Origin of the sequence: Micromonospora sp. NPDC049102, from assembly GCF_043197485.1 — a bacterium.
Classification (GTDB): Bacteria; Actinomycetota; Actinomycetes; order Mycobacteriales; family Micromonosporaceae; genus Micromonospora.
The window spans coordinates 1-19,267 of record NZ_JBICTE010000036.1 but is presented as its reverse complement, the minus strand read 5'-3'; the positions used below and the strand labels follow the sequence as shown (position 1 = coordinate 19,267).

Annotated in this window: 8 protein-coding genes; 3 read left to right on the top strand and 5 right to left on the bottom strand. The window is 67.5% G+C overall.

Translation table 11 applies throughout. The features are described 5' to 3' along the window. Positions 1–81: 81 nt before the first annotated feature. From drmC to drmD, 5 genes are all read right to left on the bottom strand, one after another. On the bottom strand, positions 82–792 hold the full coding sequence (gene drmC / locus ACGFH9_RS26465) for a DISARM system phospholipase D-like protein DrmC (protein ID WP_393224303.1): 711 nt from the start codon (positions 790–792) through the stop codon (positions 82–84). After that, complete coding sequence (gene drmB, locus ACGFH9_RS26460) at positions 782–2,845, bottom strand: DrmB family protein (RefSeq protein ID WP_393224301.1); 2,064 nt, start codon at positions 2,843–2,845, stop codon at positions 782–784. The genes drmC and drmB overlap by 11 nt, the downstream gene beginning before the upstream one ends. Then, positions 2,842–6,555, bottom strand: a complete 3,714-nt coding sequence (drmA, locus tag ACGFH9_RS26455; RefSeq protein WP_393224298.1) for a DISARM system helicase DrmA — start codon at positions 6,553–6,555, stop codon at positions 2,842–2,844. The genes drmB and drmA overlap by 4 nt, the downstream gene beginning before the upstream one ends. After that, positions 6,552–10,115 (bottom strand): Eco57I restriction-modification methylase domain-containing protein, encoded by a 3,564-nt coding sequence (locus ACGFH9_RS26450; protein ID WP_393224295.1) that lies wholly within the window; start codon positions 10,113–10,115, stop codon positions 6,552–6,554. Before ACGFH9_RS26450 ends, drmA begins: the two co-directional genes overlap by 4 nt. A 500-nt stretch (positions 10,116–10,615) precedes the next feature. After that, the gene (gene drmD, locus ACGFH9_RS26445; protein WP_393224292.1) at positions 10,616–13,789 is read right to left on the bottom strand and encodes a DISARM system SNF2-like helicase DrmD; all 3,174 of its coding nucleotides are present in this window, start codon (positions 13,787–13,789) and stop codon (positions 10,616–10,618) included. Positions 13,790–14,268: 479 nt separating this feature from the next. Between drmD and ACGFH9_RS26440 the strand changes: the two genes are divergently transcribed. From ACGFH9_RS26440 to ACGFH9_RS26430, 3 genes are all read left to right on the top strand, one after another. Next, positions 14,269–16,308 (top strand): ATP-binding protein, encoded by a 2,040-nt coding sequence (locus ACGFH9_RS26440; RefSeq protein WP_393224289.1) that lies wholly within the window; start codon positions 14,269–14,271, stop codon positions 16,306–16,308. Positions 16,309–16,666: 358 nt separating this feature from the next. After that, positions 16,667–18,781, top strand: coding sequence for an AAA family ATPase (locus ACGFH9_RS26435; protein WP_393224286.1), 2,115 nt, complete (start codon positions 16,667–16,669; stop codon positions 18,779–18,781). A gap of 34 nt (positions 18,782–18,815) precedes the next feature. Beyond that, positions 18,816–19,190 carry an alpha/beta hydrolase gene (locus ACGFH9_RS26430; protein WP_393224283.1) on the top strand — a complete coding sequence of 125 codons (375 nt, stop codon included), beginning with the start codon at positions 18,816–18,818 and terminating at the stop codon, positions 19,188–19,190. The last annotated feature ends 77 nt before the right edge of the window (positions 19,191–19,267 follow it).

Here is a 19,267-nt window from a genome sequence, read left to right as displayed (position 1 = left end):
CTTGCCCCAGCGGCGCGCCTGTACGAGGCTGGTCCAGGTATCTTCGCTCCGTTGCAAGGGCGGGTAAGCCGCGCGCACCTGTCAGGTCACTTGCTCGTAGAGCACCCCGTGCTTGCTCCGCATGAGGGCTTCGATCGACGTGGCGAGGTTGGTGTCGTGCACCAGTAGTCCCAACTCGATGTTGGTGTTCTCGGCGCTAAAGGAGAAGTTCGCGCTGGTCAGCAGCGTGATTACGCGGTCAACGACGATGAACTTGGCGTGACTCACCAGCGGATGGTGGCCTCCGGGCGGGGTTAGCGTCCGGAGTACGGTCGCCTTCGGCAGATGGGCCGCGACGGCTGCCGGCGAGCCGGCGTGGGCGTCGAGGTACACCGTGACGCTCAGGCCGGGGCGCCGTGCGGCGTCCTTGAGGGCAGTCCACATGCCCGAGTGCGGCGTGAAGTTGAAGCTGGAGCAGACGATCGACATGCGTGCGTCGTCGATGATGCGCTGAGCTTCGCTGGTGAGACGGCCGGTCGTGGCTTCGACGCCGGGCATGGTCCAGACGGGGGAGATGGCGGTCCGGACGGATCGTGCGCCGGCGATGGCCCGCAGTACGGCGACTGAGTTGTCCCGGTGCTCCGGGCCGAGTTCGGCCGCGAGGAGTAGGCGCTTCGCCTCGCCGCGGCGGGCGGCATGTACTTCTTTCAGTGCCTGGCCAGAGGTGCCGCCGGCTTGTAGGACGGTGGCGAGTCGTTGTGCCTCGTAGGCGGTCAGGAAGGCCCCGAGCTCAGTGTGGGGGTCAGTAGACATCGATGGTGCCGAAGAAGCCGGGGACCCGTTCGTCGTCGATGGTGGGCAGAGTGAGCAGGAATCTGCGGTCGAGGAATCGGTTGGCGCGTTCGCAGGAGGTTTCCGAGGCGAAGCTGCAGCAGTGGCAGGCCGCGCCGTGCAGGAAGTCCTCGCCATGTCGTGGTGTGCGTTGCCCGCAGACGGGGTCGGAGGAGCAGCGGGCTGCTCTTCGCAACGCGTCGAGCAGGAGCCCGTGCAGCCGTTCCGGCTGGCTGAGCGCGACCAGTCCACCGAGGGTGCCCTCGCTGTCGGAGGCCGTGGTGCAGATGAGTAGTCCAGCGGCGGCGGGCCGGTCGGGGGTGGCGGGCCAGGCGTAGAGGCGTTCGCTGAGGCTGGCAGCGCCGTAACCGCAGGACATCGCCATCTCGCGGATGAGGATGTGCGCCAGGCTGTGGATCAGCCAGTAGCGCGGGGCGGGGAAGCGGGTGTCGGGGTCGATCTGGGCGGCGGTAGCGGAGAAGCGCCGGGAGAAGTTGTGCCGGTGGGCTTCGCGGTGCGCCCGCCACAGGCCGGTGGGCAGGATCTGCGCTTCCCAGGCGGCGATGGCGGCCTCGTCGAGTTGCAGGAAGATGCCTTCGCCGCGGTCCTCGGTGGCCGGTACCCAGGTGGGTCGGCCGTCTCGGGTGAGCTTGACGAGCCGGCTTGCGAGGTCGTTGACCCGGTCCATCTCGTCGATGCGGGTGAAACCGATCACCGCGTTGACCTTTTTCATCCGGTTCACGGCGATGACCCGGTGCACTTGCTTCGGGAGGTCGGCGGCCGTGGGCATCTCGGTGACCATCAGTCCGCTGGAGTCCTGCTGCTGCGCGAATAGGCTCGGCTTCTGCAGGTAGTCCCACTCCGGCACGAGCAGCTCGACCGGGTCCCAATCGCGTAGCCTCTCCCGGCGCTCCTCCTCCGACGGTGGTGGGGCAAGTGCCTCGGCGGCCGCCGCGGTCAGCTGTTCGTCGGTGACTCCGGCGATGTCGCACTTGTGCGCGACGAGAAGCGAACGAAGCACCTTCGGCAGGGCTGCGTAGTCGGCCAGTTCCTCCGGGGTCAGGCACGTGCGTAGTTTTGTGGCGAGCGCGGTCTGCTTCTGCTCCTCACTGCGGGGCATGACGATGATCGACTGGGTGGAGGCGAACCAGAGGTTGGACGCGCCCATCATCATCAGCGAGGTGTCCAGCCCGCATTTGGGGTCGAAGGCGTTGAGGTGCGGATGCCGACCTCGGCAGGTCGGTAGCTTCCGTTTGCCGGCCTCGCCCTGAGCCTCGCCCATGCCGCGCCGCTGTTGGCAGCGTTCGCAGGTGATGACCGCGCCGGCTCCCTGTCCGATGTTGCTGTCGCGCAATTTCAGATCCGGGTGCGGGGCGGCGGGGCAGGCTCTGCCGCGGTGCACCCACAGCGCGTACGGGAACTCGTCGAGGTGGCCGTTGGCGCAGGCGAGCAGGTAACGGGCGGGCACCGCCGGGCTGCGCCTGGCCTTACCCTTCGTGGGAGCCTTGACCTTTCCCTTCGCCGCACCCGCAAACGTACGGCCGGGACAACTTGCGTGTTCGAAGGTCGCCAGGTCGGGCCGGAACGGGTGGGTATTGGTGTAGCTGAACCGCGACAGCGGCCCGAGGTAGTCGCAGCCGGTGCACCGTAGCCACTGCGGGAACACCCGCGCGGGGATGCCGAGGTCGGAGCCCTCCTGCGACATCGCGCGGGCCTTCGGCTGCCACGGGAACGGCCGCAGCTGCTGCACGCGCGACCCAAGGTGAAGTTGGACCACCTTGAGCAGCCGTGGCTCTTCGATCGTCTGCACGGTGGGACGCCGCCGCCAGATGGGCTCCCAATCGTCGAGGCCGGCCGGCATGATCGAGAACTGCGGCAGGTCCATGATCGAGCCGACACCGTAGGTGTAGAGCAGCGACGACGGGCGGGCCGAGCCAACCTTGGCCCGGTTCTTGACGTTCGCCTGCTCACTGTCGGCCAGCGGGTCCAACAGCTGCGCAGACTCGAAGATCATGTGCCCGTCGTCGTCCGTCACTCGTCTTCTTCTCCTTCGGGCAGCTCCCACGACGGCGCGTCATCGGGCTCGACGACGAACAGCCGCTCGGCTATGGGGCTGACCAGCAGGTTGATCTCCGGCTGGACCTCCCGCATCGAGTGCGCGACGACGAACGGCGCGCGGTCCGGCTGACCCTGGTGGGCCTTTGCGTTTTCCGGGCTGATCAGCAACGGCAGGTAGCTGTCGTTGTCACCGGTGCGCTCATACACCAGGGTCTTGCTGAGTTTCCCGGCGTACTTTCCCCGAGCGTTCCACTGGTCCATGCGGTTGACCAGCCGCTGGTGCGCCTGTGCCATCAGATCGTCCAGCTGGGCAGCCGGTCGGATTCGGGCATAAAGCCGATCGACCAGGGCGGTGAGAGCGTCCTGCTCGTCACGGACCCGCCACGCGGCCCGCTCCGGCGAAAGCCCGTCGTCGCGGTGCGCCTGCAGCACCCGAGCCACGCTGACCAGCACCCCGTCAATGCCCCGGTCCAGAGCCGTCGGCGAGAACGGGGTAACCGACAGCGCCTCCACCTGCGCGTAAAACGTCTCGTGGTAGTGCCGGAACTGTTCGTAGTGGGCGAGGTCGCGGGGCCGCGCCCAGTTTCCGAGCGCCACGACCAGCCCGGGCCGGCCGCAATCCTCGCCCGGGCGGCCGACGTCGCGGCCCACCCGTGAGGACGCCTGGATGTACTCGGCGGTGTTCTTCGGCTGCCCCACCACCAGCATCAGCCCAAGACGCTGCACGTCGACCCCGACCTGCAGCATCGAGGTGGCCAGCACCACGTCGAACGGGTCGGCCTTCGGCCGCTCCGGCCGCCCGCCGGCCTCCTGCTGTTCGAGCCGCTTCCGCATCGCCGTGGTCGTGGCGTAGTCGGGGTCGAACTCCAGGGCCAGGTTGTCCAGGGTGCGTCCGATGTCGACTGAAGCGATGCGGGAGGTCAGCTCGCCGGTGACCAGGCGCCCGTACGAGCCGAGCCGCCGTGGGAAACCCGATCCAGGGCGGGGCTGCCGGACCCGGTTCTGCACGTCGTCCGCCACGTAGCGGGCCATACCGGCCAGTTCACGGGTCGCGTTGAAGTAGCCCACCAACGTCATGTACGGATCGGCGGCAGACCCACTGCGGTCGAACAGCAACTGCCCCGCGAGCAGCAACACCTCGGCGACCCGGATCTCCGCGCTCGACAGCCGCACTCCCTGCGCACTCACCCCGATGTAGCGCCGGCCCGGGGTGGTCGGCCCGATCGGCAGCTCCTGCGAGAAGTACGTGTCCGCCACGTCCAACACCTGCGGCGGGAAGATTTGGACGCCGCGCCCATACAGCCCTCGCACCTGATCGTCCGCGCGGCGCACGGTGGCCGTCGACGCCACAATCATTGGCCGGACCGGCTTGCCGTCGGCAGTCTCCCACGAGGCGAGGGTCTCGACGGCCACCTCGAACAGCCCCACGGCGGTGCCAAGCGCTCCGGTGATCAGGTGCAGCTCGTCCTGAATGATCAGATCCGGCGGCCGGAGCCGTCCCACCGGGCGTACGGTCGCGGCGGGCAGGCCGGGCTCGGCCTGATGACCGGTGGTGACATTGCAACCGGCGTAGTCCGGGTGCACGTAGTCGTGCCGACCGCAGTGCCGGCCGACATAGCCGAACAGTGACGCCGCCTCACCCTCGCGCGCCAGCCGGGCGAACTTGTCGACCGTCGCAATCACGAACGCCGGCGGCATCCGGTAAATCTCCTCGTCCACCGTCAGCATCGGCAGGCCCTCATCCACCTGACCGCCCTTGGCGAACGGGCACTGCCCCATATCGTCGCCGCAGAAGACCAGCACCCGCCGGGTGGTCTTGACCGGCTTCACGTTCCCGGCGCCGATCGGGCTGCCGCACCACGGGCACCGCTGCACCTGCAACACCGTCAACCGGTGCCCGCCGTACGCGTTGGCCTTGCGCAGCTGCTCGTCCGCCTCGTCCCACCGCTTCGGGCTAACGTCGGTGCCGACCCACAACCCGATGCGGAACGGCTTGCTACCCCAGGTTGTCACGTCCCGGCGGCGGACAAGCTCCGCCGCACACACCAGCGTGGTGGCCCGCTGGAACTGCTGCGCGGTGAGCAACCGCAACGTGTACCGCATCAACACGGCCACCCCGTCACGCCCGTCCAACGGCCCATCGGAGGACGCCATCATCTGCTGCCGGCGCCGGATCGCGAACGTGTACGCCGCCAGCCCCAGGTACGCCTCGGTCTTGCCACCACCGGTCGGGAAGAACAACAACTCCACCCGCGACAGCTCGCCGCTGCGCGCCGCTGCGGTGGGGTCGGTCAGCGCTGGCAGCTGCATGAGGATGAACGCCAGCTGGAACGGTCGCCACGACGACGGCTTCTCCCGCTCGTCGGCCTCGACCTGATCGCGGGCGTCGTCGAACGACAGGCTCGGGTCGGAGCTACGCAACGCCCCGATCCGGGAGTGGACCCGCTGGTCCCGCATGACCTCGTTCATGAACCGGAAGCACGCGAACGCCTCCGGATCAGCCACCACGTGCGCCAGCCCGTCCGTCAGCCGCTGCTCTGCCGCGCGTGCCTCGTCCACGACCTCCTCGGCCAGGTCCCGCAGATGCTCGGGGAGCTGCGCCGCCTTCGTGGCCTCACCGTCGAGCCAGGTCCGGTACCCGTCCACCAGCGGAGCGAGCCCATCACGAACCTGCTCAGGGCTGGCCTTGGCCAGCGCATCCATGCCCAGCATCGCGTCCTTCACCGACCGCGCCTGCGTCTGCGGTGTCTCGGCGACTGGCAGCCACGTCGTCCACACCGCCGTCGCCCGCCGTGCCCCCGGCTCCGCCAGCCAGTCCACCGAGCAGGTCCGCCCAACCGCGAACTCCAGCCGGTTGCGGTACTGCAAGTGCAACCGGCGCATTTCGTCGTCGTGCTCCGGCCACTCCTGCTCCATCACGTCGCGCACCGGCAGGAACGCCGCCCCACCGCCCGCCTCGACGTGCAGCTTCGTCTGGAACAGCCACTCGTGCACCGGGATCGTCGGTGGCGTCTCCCGGTCATTGACCAGCGCAATCTCGATTAACCGCCGACCGAAACGCGCGTCGTCGTAGGCGTCGATCCGCAGACAGATCTGCCCGGTCAGCACTCGCGTGTACGTCCGCCCCGGCGTCAGCTCGGCCACCGCGATCTTCTCGACGATCCCGACCGGCGTGCGCCGATACCGTCGCACCGCACGGCCCCGCTTGTCGACCTCATCGGTCTTCACACTCTCGTAGGTGCCCCACGACGCGGTCACCGTGAACTCGGCCAGATCGTTCGGCACCTGGAACCGCAACCCCATCGACGACGGAATCATCAGCCCCTGCCTCGGAGCCTTGTCGTCGGCGTCATCCTCCTCACCCTCGACGTCGGTGCCGTCGGCGGACTCGGCTGGAATTCCACGCTGGGCATGAAAACCCGCCGCATCAGATCGGATGCCTACCAGGCCATACCCGTCCTCAGACCCAGCCGGATCAGCATCGGGCTCGGTCAGCTTCACCGGCGCGATATGCCCCACCAGGTACAGCTGACGCGGGCTCACCGCCAACAACTCGTCCGGACCACCCGACGGCCCGAGCAGCTCACGCTCCAGGATGTCGACCAGGTTCTCCCGGACCGTGTACGACGTTTCGTCCGGCTCGTCCGGCTCGTGCGCGAGCCGGAAACCCGGCGCCGAGTCAGTCACAGCAGCGCCTCCTGGCCGTCGTGGACCACGGGCTTTCGCTGGCGGGCAGTCGCCTTTTTCGCTGCTTTTGGCCGCTGCGCCGCCGCGCGGCGCAGGTTCTCCGCGAGTAGCCGGTCCAGGATCTTCACCCGCGCCGCCGGACTCACCGTCCACCGCTCCATTTGGCGGTACGTGTGGAAGCCATGCTCCAGCGGCACCTCCGACCAGTCGTACGCCGCCATCACCGCCTGGTCCAGCTCGACGTGAATCCGCCGCAACCGGGCCACGTCCGCGTCGTCGCCGTCAGCGACCCCTGGGTCGTTGACCAGGTTGTACAGCTTCGTCAATCCGAGCCCGCGCCGCAGCATGATTTCCCGGCGCTCGACATCCAGCATCCGTCCCGCCTCATCCAACCGATCCGTCGGCTCCGGCCGCGGAAAAGTCATGAACACGTCCGAAGGCGAGTAATTCACGTCTGCGCGCATCGTTGAGCCGTACTTGATCGCCCACATCTGATGCAGACTCGACGACAGCACCGCTTGATCCGCGAACGAATCGGTCGCAAAAACGCCGAGCTTATGGCTGAAGACCTGGCCGGTCGGCACCCGCACCGGCATCACCGACTTGCTGACCAGCGCGATCACCAGCACCTCGTCCAGCCCTACGATCGCTCTCCGCAACCCAGGGGCATTTTCGGCGAACTGCCACCACCGATCTCTTCGTACTGCACGCTTGTTCCGCATTCGTTCCGGCTTGACGAGTTGGTGGACTCGCTCGAATGGCCGCCGATAACGTGCGGCGCAGGTCTCGCAGCGGTTGTTGAAGTCGATGACCCAGCGGGAGGCGGAGCTGTCAGGGCGGGAGTTCAGGTCTTCGCCGTTGAGGTAGGGGAATAGCACCTCACGGTTCCCATCGTCCTCTGCAGCCCACGTGTGTGCTTCGTCCGACTCCAGCACGAACCCCATGCCTAGCACGTAGCAGCCACCGAAGGCGAGGTTCTCGTTTTCGATGAGCCGGGCCGGGGCTCCATTGACCTGCCCGGCGGGCTCCAGCAACGTGGAAATACGCGGAACAATGGCCCCGTCCGCGACGAGGTCGGCGGCGTCGGCGACCGAGCCGCGGGTGCCCCATACTGCCGCATACTCCAAGTTGGCGCTGGTCGAAGGCCAGGCGGCGCTTTGCACCGCGCGGGTAATCGTGAACCCTTCCGCGACGATCCGGTCGAGTCCGATCTCACGGCTGTCGCCCTGCGCGATGGTGTTCGTGCCGATCAGCCCGATTGTGCCGGCCGACCGCACCAGGGCGGTCGCCCGTAGCAGGAAGTACACGACCAAGTCGGCGTTGCCCCGGGCACCTGCGGCGACATGGTGGACGAACCAGTCCCGGACATTGGCCCCCATCGCACCGGTGATCTTCGAGCCACCGAGGAAGGGCGGGTTGCCGATGACGGCATCGAAGCCGCCATGATCAATCACCACGTCCGGTACTTCGAGCACCCAGTGCAGCGGCTGCCAGCGTTCGTAGTCCGTCGCGACGGTCGGGGTCAGACCCTCTTTCAGGATCGAGTCCAGGAACTCGGGATTGGCGGTCGTGCCGTCGGCCGGCATCGCGGCGGTCACCGCCTCGGCCAGGCTCTCGTACGCTTCGTCTAGGGCTTTGCCCGGTTTGCCGCCGAGCCGGAGCCCGGCCGCGATCACCCCGTCGGCCGCGGCGCGTAGGTCGGTGGTGATCTTGCGAGCCTGGTTGAGCTGGCGGCGCTTGGCGGCGGCGCTACGCATGGGGTCGTGTTCGCGTACCTCGCTGGCGAGGTCGCGGCGGATATCGACGGCCCGCCGGATGGTGCCGTCCACGTCCCGGACCGTCAGCCTGGCCTGCTGATAGGTGGGCGCCTCGATGTGCAGGGTGCGGAGCTGGCTGAGGTCGGTGAGGCCGAGCAGGGAGTTGCCGTGCAGGATTTTGTCGTCGACGAAGGAGAACGGTAGGTCGCGGTCGAGGGAGACCAGCCAGAGCGACAGCTTGCACATCTCGACGGCCATCGCGTTGATGTCGGCGCCGTACAGGCAGCGGGCGACGACTTCACGGATTGCGTGTTGGCCGAGGTCGTGCCGGTGGGCGTTGGCGGGGTCATCGTCGATCCATGCCTCGACGAGGCGGGCGGCGAGGTAGCGGGCGGCGGCGACCAGGAATGCGCCGGAGCCGGCGGCGATGTCGGCCACCTTGAGGTTGAGGATCTCGCCCGCGCCGCGCACTTTCCACGTGCCGCTGCTCTCGGGGACCTGGTGCGGGCCGGGGGAGTAGCAGAGCGGTTCGAGGGCGTGCTTGACGACTTTCTCGGCAAGTGACTTCGGGGTGTAGTGGGCGCCGGCGTTGCGCCGTGACGGCGTCTCGGTGACCGCCAGACCGCCGTCTAGGACGACGGTGGGGCGGTCGCGCAGGTCGGGTCGGGTAATGGTGGCCCAGGGGAGCAGGCGTGCGCGCAGGTCGTCGTCATCGCTTACCGCGCGCAGCATGCGGTCGGCGTCGTCGCCGGGCGTAGTTGCGAGCCGCTTCGCCAAAGCGTTTGCGCTCGGCGGGGTTGCAGCGGGCTGGTTCTCCTTGAGCCAGGCGATGATCGCGGTGACCAGTTTCGCCGGGGTCGTATTGGCGTCGGCGAGCTGCTCCAGCACGGTCAGCGGGATCTCCGGCTCGGCTCCGGTGGCACCGACGAGGCCGACCAGGGCGTCGCCGGTGACCTGAGTGCAGGAGTAGCCGAGCAGCCCTTCGTAGATGTAGCCGATCTGTTCCACGTCGACGTCACGGAACGAGATCCGGCGTGCGTCGCCGCCCTTGAGCTGGGCGACCTGCACCGAGCGCAGGACGTGCAGCATGACCCGGTCGGAGACGGGCATGGCGAGGGTGCCGTTGTCGTTCGCGGCGATCAGGAACGGGTACCGCTCCGGGTCGAACAGCGATCCCCCGTACGCGGGCATGCGCATGTTCTCGAACGACGCGCCCCGGTAGAGGGCCTGGCTGGTGGCGAGCAGCCGGTGCCAGGTCAGGTAGGTGCTGTCCAGCGATTCCTCGCCGTCGCGCAGCCGGCGCTGTTCCAGGTCGTCGAGTTCGCCGCTGATGCCGTACCCCTGCAGGAATAGCTCGCTCTGCGGCAGCAGGCCGCGTTCCTCGGCGAAGAGCAGGAAGACGACGCGCATCATGACCGTGACGGCTGCGGAGTAGGTGTCGTGCGGGTCGTCCGGGAGCGGATCGCGTAGGCCGCGCCGGTGGTGGTCGGCGGCAGTTTCGGCGAACGCCTGTATCAGCAGCTCGACGGCGCGGCGGACCTGGGCGCCGAGGGCTTCGGTGATCTCCTCGGCGGCGGCGACGGACTCCTCGAACAGCTTGGGGAGCCGCTCGTTGGGGTCGCCGCCGATGATGTGCTGCCGGGCGATGACGGTGAGGAAGGCGTTGCGGGTCAGCGGTTCCTCGACCCAGGTCTGGGCGTCGACGATGCCGGAGGCGACCATCGTGTCCGGCCGGGCGCAGACCACCGCCCACCAGCGGCCGTCGGTGACGATGCCGATCGCGACGCCGGCGCCGCGTAGCATCGCTTCCATCCGGTCGATGGCGGTGGCGGCCCAGCCGTCGGTGCCGGTGGCGTGCAGGCTGTCGCACTTGTCGATCACGCCGACCAGCGCGCCGATGGCGTCCGGCCCGTGCAGCGCGGCCTGCGGGGTGACGGAGATCCGCCGGTCGGGCGAGTGCGCAGTCACCCCGGGCGCGCAGTCGGGACCCCAGGCCAGCGAGGTACGCCATCCGACGACGTCCCGCAGGACGGTCTGCACCCAGACGTCGCGGACCTCGGCGTACTTGGCCTGAACGATCTCGTCGTCCGGGTCGATGTCGAGGGCCTCCCAGGCGTGGTCGAACGCCGGCCTGGCCTCGCGGAGGACGTCGAGGCGTTCGGGGTCCAGGGCGGGCATGCCCTGCGGCCACACCCGCTTCAGCGGCGGGATGGCCAGGAATGGACCGTCTGTCTCGACCAGTTCCAGCCACGCCCGGTGCAGCTCGGTGGCCGTCTTCGGGCGGAAGGTACGGGTGGTCCGCATCAGCGGGAACCTCCTCGCTGGGCGTCGGCCGGGGTGAGCGCGAACACCACCGCCGCGGCGGTGGTGTGTGGCTTGACGTCGCGGTACCGCTCGGTGATCGCCGCGATCTCCCGCTGCTCCTCGTCGCCGAGTTCGTCCAGCCGGCGGCGCATCGTGTCGATGTCGCGGCGGCGCTGCCGCTGCTGATCATCGGGGAAGAGAGCTAGTTGGTCCTGCATCTCGGCGCTGGTGAGCTGGTCCAGCGACTCGTTCAGGTTGCGGCGGAACGCGGCGAAGATCTCCCGCGCCCGGGTGACGTCGGCCTCCTCGCGTTTGGCGAGCTGGTCGCTGACCCGCTGATGGCGGGACTCGGCGCGTCGCGTCATCGAGTCGAGCAGCCGGGACCGCAGCGGGGACTCCGGCTCGTTCCACTCCTCGGCCAGGTCGGCGCGGACGTCCGCAGCGGCCAGCGTCAGCCTGCCGGCGTCGAGGGCCTGGTCGAGCAGCTGCTCGGCGCGTTCCTCGGCGATGGTCCGGCGGCCCCGCAGGCGTACGCCGGCGAGGAAGATCTCCTCGTGCAGGCGTAGCCCGCCCCGGCCGACCAGCACCATCCGGGTGACGGCCGCGACGAAGGACTCCTCCAGCCCATCCACCACGACCGCCGTGACTCGGTGCAACGGCGCGTCCGCGCTCCACAGCGACCGCCGTAGCAGCCGCTGGGCTTTCTTCACCAGCGGATGACCCAGGTGAACGTAGACCAGGTCCTTACGCCCGGCCGCAGCCTTGTCGTCGAACGTGATCGGCCGCAACACGCCCGGCTCGGAGCGGGTGTCCAGGCCATTCAACGTCGACTGCCAGGCTGGGCCGAGCGGCGGCACCGTGAACACGGCTGCGTCGGTCCGGTCGTCGCCGGCTACTACGAGGGGCGGCTGGTGGCTAATCCGCAGCGCGGTGTCGACCACCCGCCGCAGATTCTCCGGCTCCAGGTGCAGCTCCGCCCGACTGTCGGCGTAGCCCTTCTCCAACTGGGTCAACCGGCTGTTCAGGTCCAACCCGCCGGCCAACGCTTTGTTGATCACGGCGTTGCCGTCGAGCGCGTTCTTCTTCTTGCGCCGTCCCCCTGAGGAACGGGTGAAGTGGTCCTGGATCTCGTCGGCGATGACCTGGTTGACCGACCCGAGGTCACGCGCGACCGTCACCACCTTGCGGGCAATCCGGCCCATGAACTCCATGTCGGCGACGTACAGGGTCGCCGAGCGGTCCGGGGAGAACTGGAACACCAGCGGGGTCTGCTGCTGCCCGTACCGGTCGATCCGGCCGATGCGCTGCTCCAACCGTGACGGGTTGAACGGGATGTCCAGGTTGATCAGCCGGTGGCAGTGGTCCTGCAGGTCGATTCCTTCACCGGCTGCGTCGGTGGCCAGCAGCACCCGCACGGGGTTCTTCGCCGACGGTTCGGTGGTGAAGTGCTCGCGGATCAGCTCCCGCTCTTCGGTTGGCGTCTGCCCCTGGATGACCTCCAGCACCTCGCCGTAGCCCTGCTGGACCAGCACCCGGTGCACCCATTCCAGAGTGTGGGCGTACTCGGTGAACACCACAACGCGCTCGTTGGACCAGAACCCGCCCGGTCGGCAAATTGCGTCCAGGGCCGTGATCAGCTCATTGAGGCGGGAATCGGGACGGCTCTCAAAGCTCAGCCCCCACTCGGCCAGCCGCTGCAACTCGCCTGAAGCGGCGGCGACCAGCGGGTCGGTGGACTTGCTGTGCCGCAGGGCTGTCGCCTCGTCCTGCTCCCACAGCCCTTCCTCCTCGTCGGCCTGCCCCTCGCCGAGGATGTCGTCGTAGTCCCAGTCCGTCGGCGTCTGGCCCACCGACCGCGCGGCGAGGTACGACTGCAAGGTCATGCCGAACGCCCACGGGCTCGACAAGAACCGCTTCTTGAACAGCATCGCGGTGATGTCACCGGACTCGCCGGTCCCGTTCGCCTTCGCACTCTCGGTGAGAATCCGATCCAGCAGGGCGAACATCTCCTGCTCGTCGGCGCGCGGTGTGAACGGGATGATCCGCAGCTCCCTCGGCCGGAAACCCTTCTCCGGCAGGTCCGACTTCAACCGCCGAACCGTCACCTCCCGCAACGCCCGCTCGTCGAGCAGCGCACCTCGGCTGAACCGGCGAGAATCGATCATCTCCAACAGCGCCGTGAACGACTCCGGATGCCCGTTGTGTGGAGTGGCGCTGAGAAACAGACGGTGCTCACACTTGTCCGCCAGATCCCGGACCGCGATCGTGCGCTGCGTGTCAATGGCGTAGCCGCGCCCACCCCCGATCGCCGACGGGCTGGCCGGCGCCACATGGTGCGCCTCGTCCACGATCAGGATGTCGAACGCGTACCGCCGAGCGCTCTTCGTGCTCGCCGCCTGCGCGTACACGTCACGCAGCATCCGCTGGGCGCGCACCTGCGGCAGCCACGCCATGCTCACGATCACCCGAGGATAGAGCTGGAACGGGTTCGCGTGCAGGCCGTAGCGGCGCCGTACCTCCCGCATCAACTCGCTGTTGATGATCGTGAAGTCCAGACCGAACTTGTCCCGCATTTCGTCTTGCCACTTCAGGGACAAGCTTGGCGGGCACACCACGATCGCGGTACGCGCCCGGTGCCGCAGCAGCAGCTCCTGCACGACCAAGCCGGCCTCAATGGTCTTGCCCAAGCCGACATCGTCGGCCAGCAGCAGGTTCGTCCGGGGCGAGGACAGCGCCCGCCGCAGCGGCTCCAGTTGGTAAGCCTCCACCGCCACTCCGCTGTGGAACGGCGCCTGCACGCTACGGTCGTCCGCCGAGGTCACCGCGCCCCAGCGCATCGCGTCGACAAACCCGGCGAGGGTGTTCGGGTCATCGAAGGCGTCGGGGTTGATCTGCGTCGGTAGTCCCTGAGCGGGCGTGACGGTGTGGCCGACTTCCAGCTCCCAGACGACCGTGAGCTCTTCACCCAGCCGGTCCTCGTCGAGCGCCTGAAGGGTCACCGCGTGGTTCAGCGAGGCCACGGTTTCGTCCGCCGGACTCCGCGGCAGGCCCTGCTGGTGTGCACGGGCAACCGCCCAAGTCGAGCCGCGCACCTCGACCACTTGTCCTGGCTCAGGGACCAGACGGATTTCAGCTGCTGGCGAGAGAGCCGCATTGGCGATCGAGGAAGCCATGCGGAGACCATAGTGGACACGAAAGTGGCACACATTCATGTGCCTGTCCGATAGTGGACTGAGCCGAGGCGAGTCCTATACGTACCAATAAAAGTTCTATGGCCATACTTCGATGGCAGTTTCGATCCTGCGAATCTTGTCAGCAAGGCTCTGGTGTACCCGGCTTCGCACCGGGCGCCTGCCCAGTGCGAACGCGGCTGGCATCAGCGAGGCTGGGGCTGCTGGGCGGATGGATGCACTTCATCTCCGGCGTCTGGTGGCCCGTCGCACTCCTGCCGGCGTACCAGTGCGCCGTGGCGGGCAAGCGTGGGCGCTACCTACTGGGCTGGTCGTCCATGAATGCCGCGCCCTCGCAACGCGCATTCACCACCATCCAGGCGTCGTGGGAACCGCGGGTGCGACGCCACGCCATGAGCTTGGGGCCGCCCTGCCGGGTCGAAGGTCGCCAGGCGTGATGTTCATGTGACAGTGTGAAATGCATGCGTCGTGTGCATCTTGAAGCGGCTGAGGATCACGTTGAGCGCCTCGCGCGCGAGAACGACCCAGTCGGGGCGGTCAAGGAGTTGGTGTGGAACGCTCTGGACGCCGACGCTACCCGGGTTGAGGTGGTGCTAGACCTTTCTGACCTTGGCGGGGTGGAGAAGATCACCGTCATCGACAATGGCAGTGGCATCACCCCGGAAGGCTGCGACTCGGCGTTCGAACGCATCGGTGGGTCCTGGAAGAAGATGACCCGCCGGACACCGCAGCTCAACCGGTTCCTGCACGGCAGCGCCGGCCAGGGTCGCCTGCGGGGCTACGCCCTTGGTGATCACATCCGGTGGGCCACGGTCGCTGACGGCATCGACGGTCGACGGCGTGTAGTGATTCGCGCCAGCGCCACGGCACGCAACGACTTCGAGATCTCCACGCCGCAGCCGACCGACGATCCAACCGGCACCACCTTCGAGGCATGGGGGCGGCAGTCCAAGCGTCTTGACCAGCTAAAAACCCATAAGGCGGTCGCGCAGTTGACGACCGAGTTGGCGACATATCTCGCGGTCTACCAGGGCGTAGAAGTGATCTACGACGGGCAGAGGATTGACCCGGAGAAGTCCATCCAACGCCGGGACGAGTACGAACTATCCTTCACCATCAACAACGAGCCGGCGCAAGCCGCCCGACTGCGGGTGGTGGAGTGGTCGATGAAGACGGACCGCGAGCTGCACCTGTGCGACGCCGACGGGATCACTATCGACATCACCGACGTCGGCATCCGCGCTCCCGGCTTCACCTTCACCGCTTACGTGCTGTGGGAAGCCATGCCTGAGCACCAGGGCGACTTCCTACTCGGCGAAGGTCGGCTGGACTCCCACGTTGGCGCCTTGATCACCGCAGCCCGAGACAAGCTGCGCGAGCACTTCAGACTGCGGGCTGTGCAACAACGCCGCGAGGTGGTGCAGCAGTGGAAGGAGGACGGCGTCTACCCCTACGCCGGTGACGCGGCCACAGAAACGGACGCGTTGGAGCGCGAGACCTTCGACCTCGTGGCGACCACCGTCCATCGCCAGATTCCGCGCACGGTACGCGCGCAACGCACCACCCTGGCCCTGCTGCGCGAGGCCGTGCGCCACCAGCCCGACAACATGCACGACCTGCTCGACGAGGTGTTCAAACTCTCCACCGACGACAAGGACAACCTCAAGACATTGTTAGATCGCACCAGCCTGGCCACGGTCATCAAGGCATCTACCAGCGTGTCAGACCGCCTGACGTTCCTCACCGCGCTGCAGCACATGGTCTTCGACCCGGAGGTTCGACGCGTCCTCAAAGAGCGCAGCCAACTCCACAAGATCCTCGAGAACGAGGTGTGGGTCTTCGGCGAGCGCTTCAACCTCCTCGTCAGCGACAGGTCCCTCGACGCCGTCCTCGACCGGCATCTGCACGCTATTGGCCGAGAGATCCGCAACCAGGTACCGGTGCGCCGCCCCGACGGACGGGTCGGCATCGTGGACCTGATGCTCTCCCGCGCACGCAGAGAGCACGACCGCCATCAGCACCTCGTAGTCGAGCTGAAGGCGCCGCACGTCACCGTCGGGCACAAGGAAATCAACCAGATCGAGGACTACGCCCTCGCCGTCGTCACCGACCCGCAGTTCGCCGACGTGCGCGTCGAATGGGACTTCTGGCTGGTCACCACCGACATGACCGAGGTCGCCAAGGCCAAGGCCCAATCAAGCGACCGCCCACCTGGCTGCATAGGGCAGTACCAGCAGGGCGCGGCATCCGTGCGGGTCTGGTTGCGGTCCTGGGCGCAGATCATCGACAACTGTCGGGAACGGCTTAAGTACTTCCAGGAGCAGTTCGCCCACGACCCCACCGTCGAGCAGGCCATGGAGTACCTGCACGCTCACCACAACGGGCGGATCCCAGAAATGCTTGTTCCCGGACAGGCCGCCGGGCCGGTGTCCGGAGACACCGCGCGCGCAGCTACTGCAACGGCTCCCGCCGTGGCATCGGAGTTCGCGCCAAGGGCGTGATGCGTCGCCGTTCGGATGGTGCTGCTCGAGTCGCACTGGTTGGCCGGCCGGCATGCGCAACGAGCATCGCCTGGACGAGCGAGCGGGGCCGGGTTGCACCTGAGACTTCGCCAGCGGCCGAAGTTCAGGCGGCGTAGTACATCAAGAAGTCCCTGGTCAAGACGCTCCAGGAGGTCGAAGAGCCCTGGATGCAGGGCAAGGTCGAGGCGTGGGCAGCGCCGAATTCACTGGCACTTTGCCGATGCAGTCGAGGCATTGCGTCCGACGTGGACGTCCGTAAGACTGGCGGGGGATGATCGTCATTCCGTGGTCGATGGATGACCGACCGTGATGGTGGCGTGCGAGTGAGGTCTGTTCTGTGGGTGGCTTCACCTCCGGCGTGAGCGAGTGGCTCGGCCTGATCTCCGGGCTGCTGGCGGTGGTCGCCGCTGTCCTGGGGTTACCGCCCCTGATCGTGCGTCTCCGCGAAGCTGGCAGGCACCCGTCAGGAAAGCCGAAGGTGCTGCTGCCGTCTCGTACCCAACTCGTCGACCGCGGCAATGAGGTTACCCAGGCTCTGCAGCATCTCGACCGAGGCGAGTACCTGGTTTCCATCGAGGGCAGCATTGGTGTCGGCAAGAGCGCGCTGGCCACGGAGGTGGCGCATCGGCTTGCCGAGCGCCGGCCGGCGAGGAAGCCGGGCCACGGGTTCACGTCCCTGGTGTGGTTCGACGCTCATAACAGCGTGCTGAGCCTCGCGGACCTTGCCCGCACGCTTGGGCTCGCCACCGGCAGTCCGGCTTTGTCAGCTACTTCCGCCGAGCACAAGGCCGAGGCGCTTCGTGCCCACCTGGCTGACCATCCGGCTGTCTTGGTTGTCGACAACCTGCGGCTGACCGCCGCTGATGCGCAGCACCTGATCGACTTCCTCAGGACCCTGCCGAGCGGCTCGCTGGCCATCGTTAGCGCCAACACTCCCGGTCGACTGCCGGCGCCGCGGGTGCTGCTGCAAGAGCTCCAGTTGCAGTACATGCAGGAGCTGCTACTTCGGGAGGCCCGGCGCCGCAGCGTTCCGGAGATCGTCGGCGCTGATGCTGCCACGTTCGAGCGCATCCATCGGTTGCTCGGCGGTAATCCGAGGGCGATTGAGCTGTTCGTGCTGGCCTGTTCGCGAGACGGCCGGAGTCTTTCGGACCGGCTTGGTCAGCTTGAGAGCGGGTCGACGCAGTTGGCTGACGCGCTATTCAGCGTGGTGTGGCAGGACGTAAACGACATGGGGCGCAGCCTGCTGCGTGTGTGCGCTTACCTGGGCGGCAGCGCCGACGCTGAGCAGTTGGGAGTGGCACTCGCGATCCCGGCGGCCGACGTTGGCGCCCTCGTCGAGCGGCTGTGGTCCGATGGGCTGCTCTCGTCGCGCCAGCAGCACGGCGTGACGGTGTACACATGCTCGGCTGCGCTGCGGCTATTCGTGCTCAACCACACAGCGTCCGGCGAGACTGTGTCATTCGCGGGAAGGCTGGCGGCGCACTTCATCGCCCGCTTCAGCCAGGACTGGGAGGACGCCGCCGGCGCCGGCGCGCACATCGAGGCGATACGGCTGCTCGTCCGCGACCTTCACCGGCATGAGGCGTACGAGCAGTGCGTGAAGCTGTTCGAGGTCACGCTCGACATCTTCTTCACGTTGGGTCTGTTCGACGACCGTATCGAACTCGGCTGGATCGCGTACGAGGCAGCGACGGCGCTGGGGAACGATGAGCAGCGTTCGCTGGCCTTGTCAGTGATCTCATCTACGCACGCGGTGCGCGGTGAGGCTGAGGAGGCGGCTCGCACGGCCCAGCTGGGGCTCGGTATCGCCCGGGACGCCCGCTCGGCACGGGAGATCGCCCGACAGCTCCGGTGCGTCGGCTTCGCACTGTTCCGAGCCGGCCAAGCGGCCGAAGCCCTCGCCGTGGTCAAGAACCCTCAGGAAGATGCCGAGGAGATCGCCCGGGCAGCTGGCGACCCGAACAACATGATCGACATACAGTCGCTGGTCGGAGCCGCCTACTGGCATCTGGGCGAACTGGATTCGTGTGAGCAGACGGTGCGCCGGTTCCTGGAAGCCTGTGAGCAGTTGCCCTGGGAGCGGGGCAAGGCATACGCGATCAGGGATCTGGCGGAGGTGAGTCTGATGCGACGGGCGTTCGCGGACTCGGGTCTGCTGCTTCGTCAGGCGCGGCAGATCGCTGAGGAATACCGCGACGTCCGTCAGCTGGTCCGCATCGACCTGACCGATGCTCGGCTGAACCTCTTCCGGGGGCGCCTGCTCAAAGCACACGGGCACGCGCGTAAGGCCGCTGTAGCCGCACGACAGCTGTCGCTGTCTGGCGAGCAGTCCGAAGCGGAGGCCACCTCGCGCTATGCGACCCGAGCGCTGTTCATGCCGTGGCTATGGCTGGCCGCGTACCGGCGTCCGAGAATCAGGTTCACCAGCCAGACGGTCGGCGGCGACTGATCGCGCGCCACCGAGAGATGAGGAGCAGGTTTTCATGATCCAGCAGACACGTCACCGGATAAGTGTGGGCAATGACGAGCTCGCTGCCGTCGTCGCGACACCGACCACCGGGTCGCCGCAACGCATGGTCATGATGCTGCACGGCGGACCGGGTGGGCAGAAGGACGGGCCGGCCGACCTCTACGCCGACCTTGCCGCGCATCTCGGCGCTGCCGGGATCGCTTCCGTGCGCTTCGACTTTCGTGGTTGCGGCGAAAGCACTGGCAGCTACCGGGATATGACCATCGCCCGGCAGGTCGAGGACCTGCGAGCGGTCCGCAGTTTCGTCGATGGCAGGCATCAGCCGACTGCCTGGGCGCTGATAGGGGAGAGCTTCGGCGCCACCGTCGGCCTAGTGCCTCGTCTTTGAACGTTGGCCGTGTAATCCGTCGGTTCTAAGCATGTGTCGGGCAGGCTGTTCCTCTTGCTGTTTGTGGGAGGTGGTGC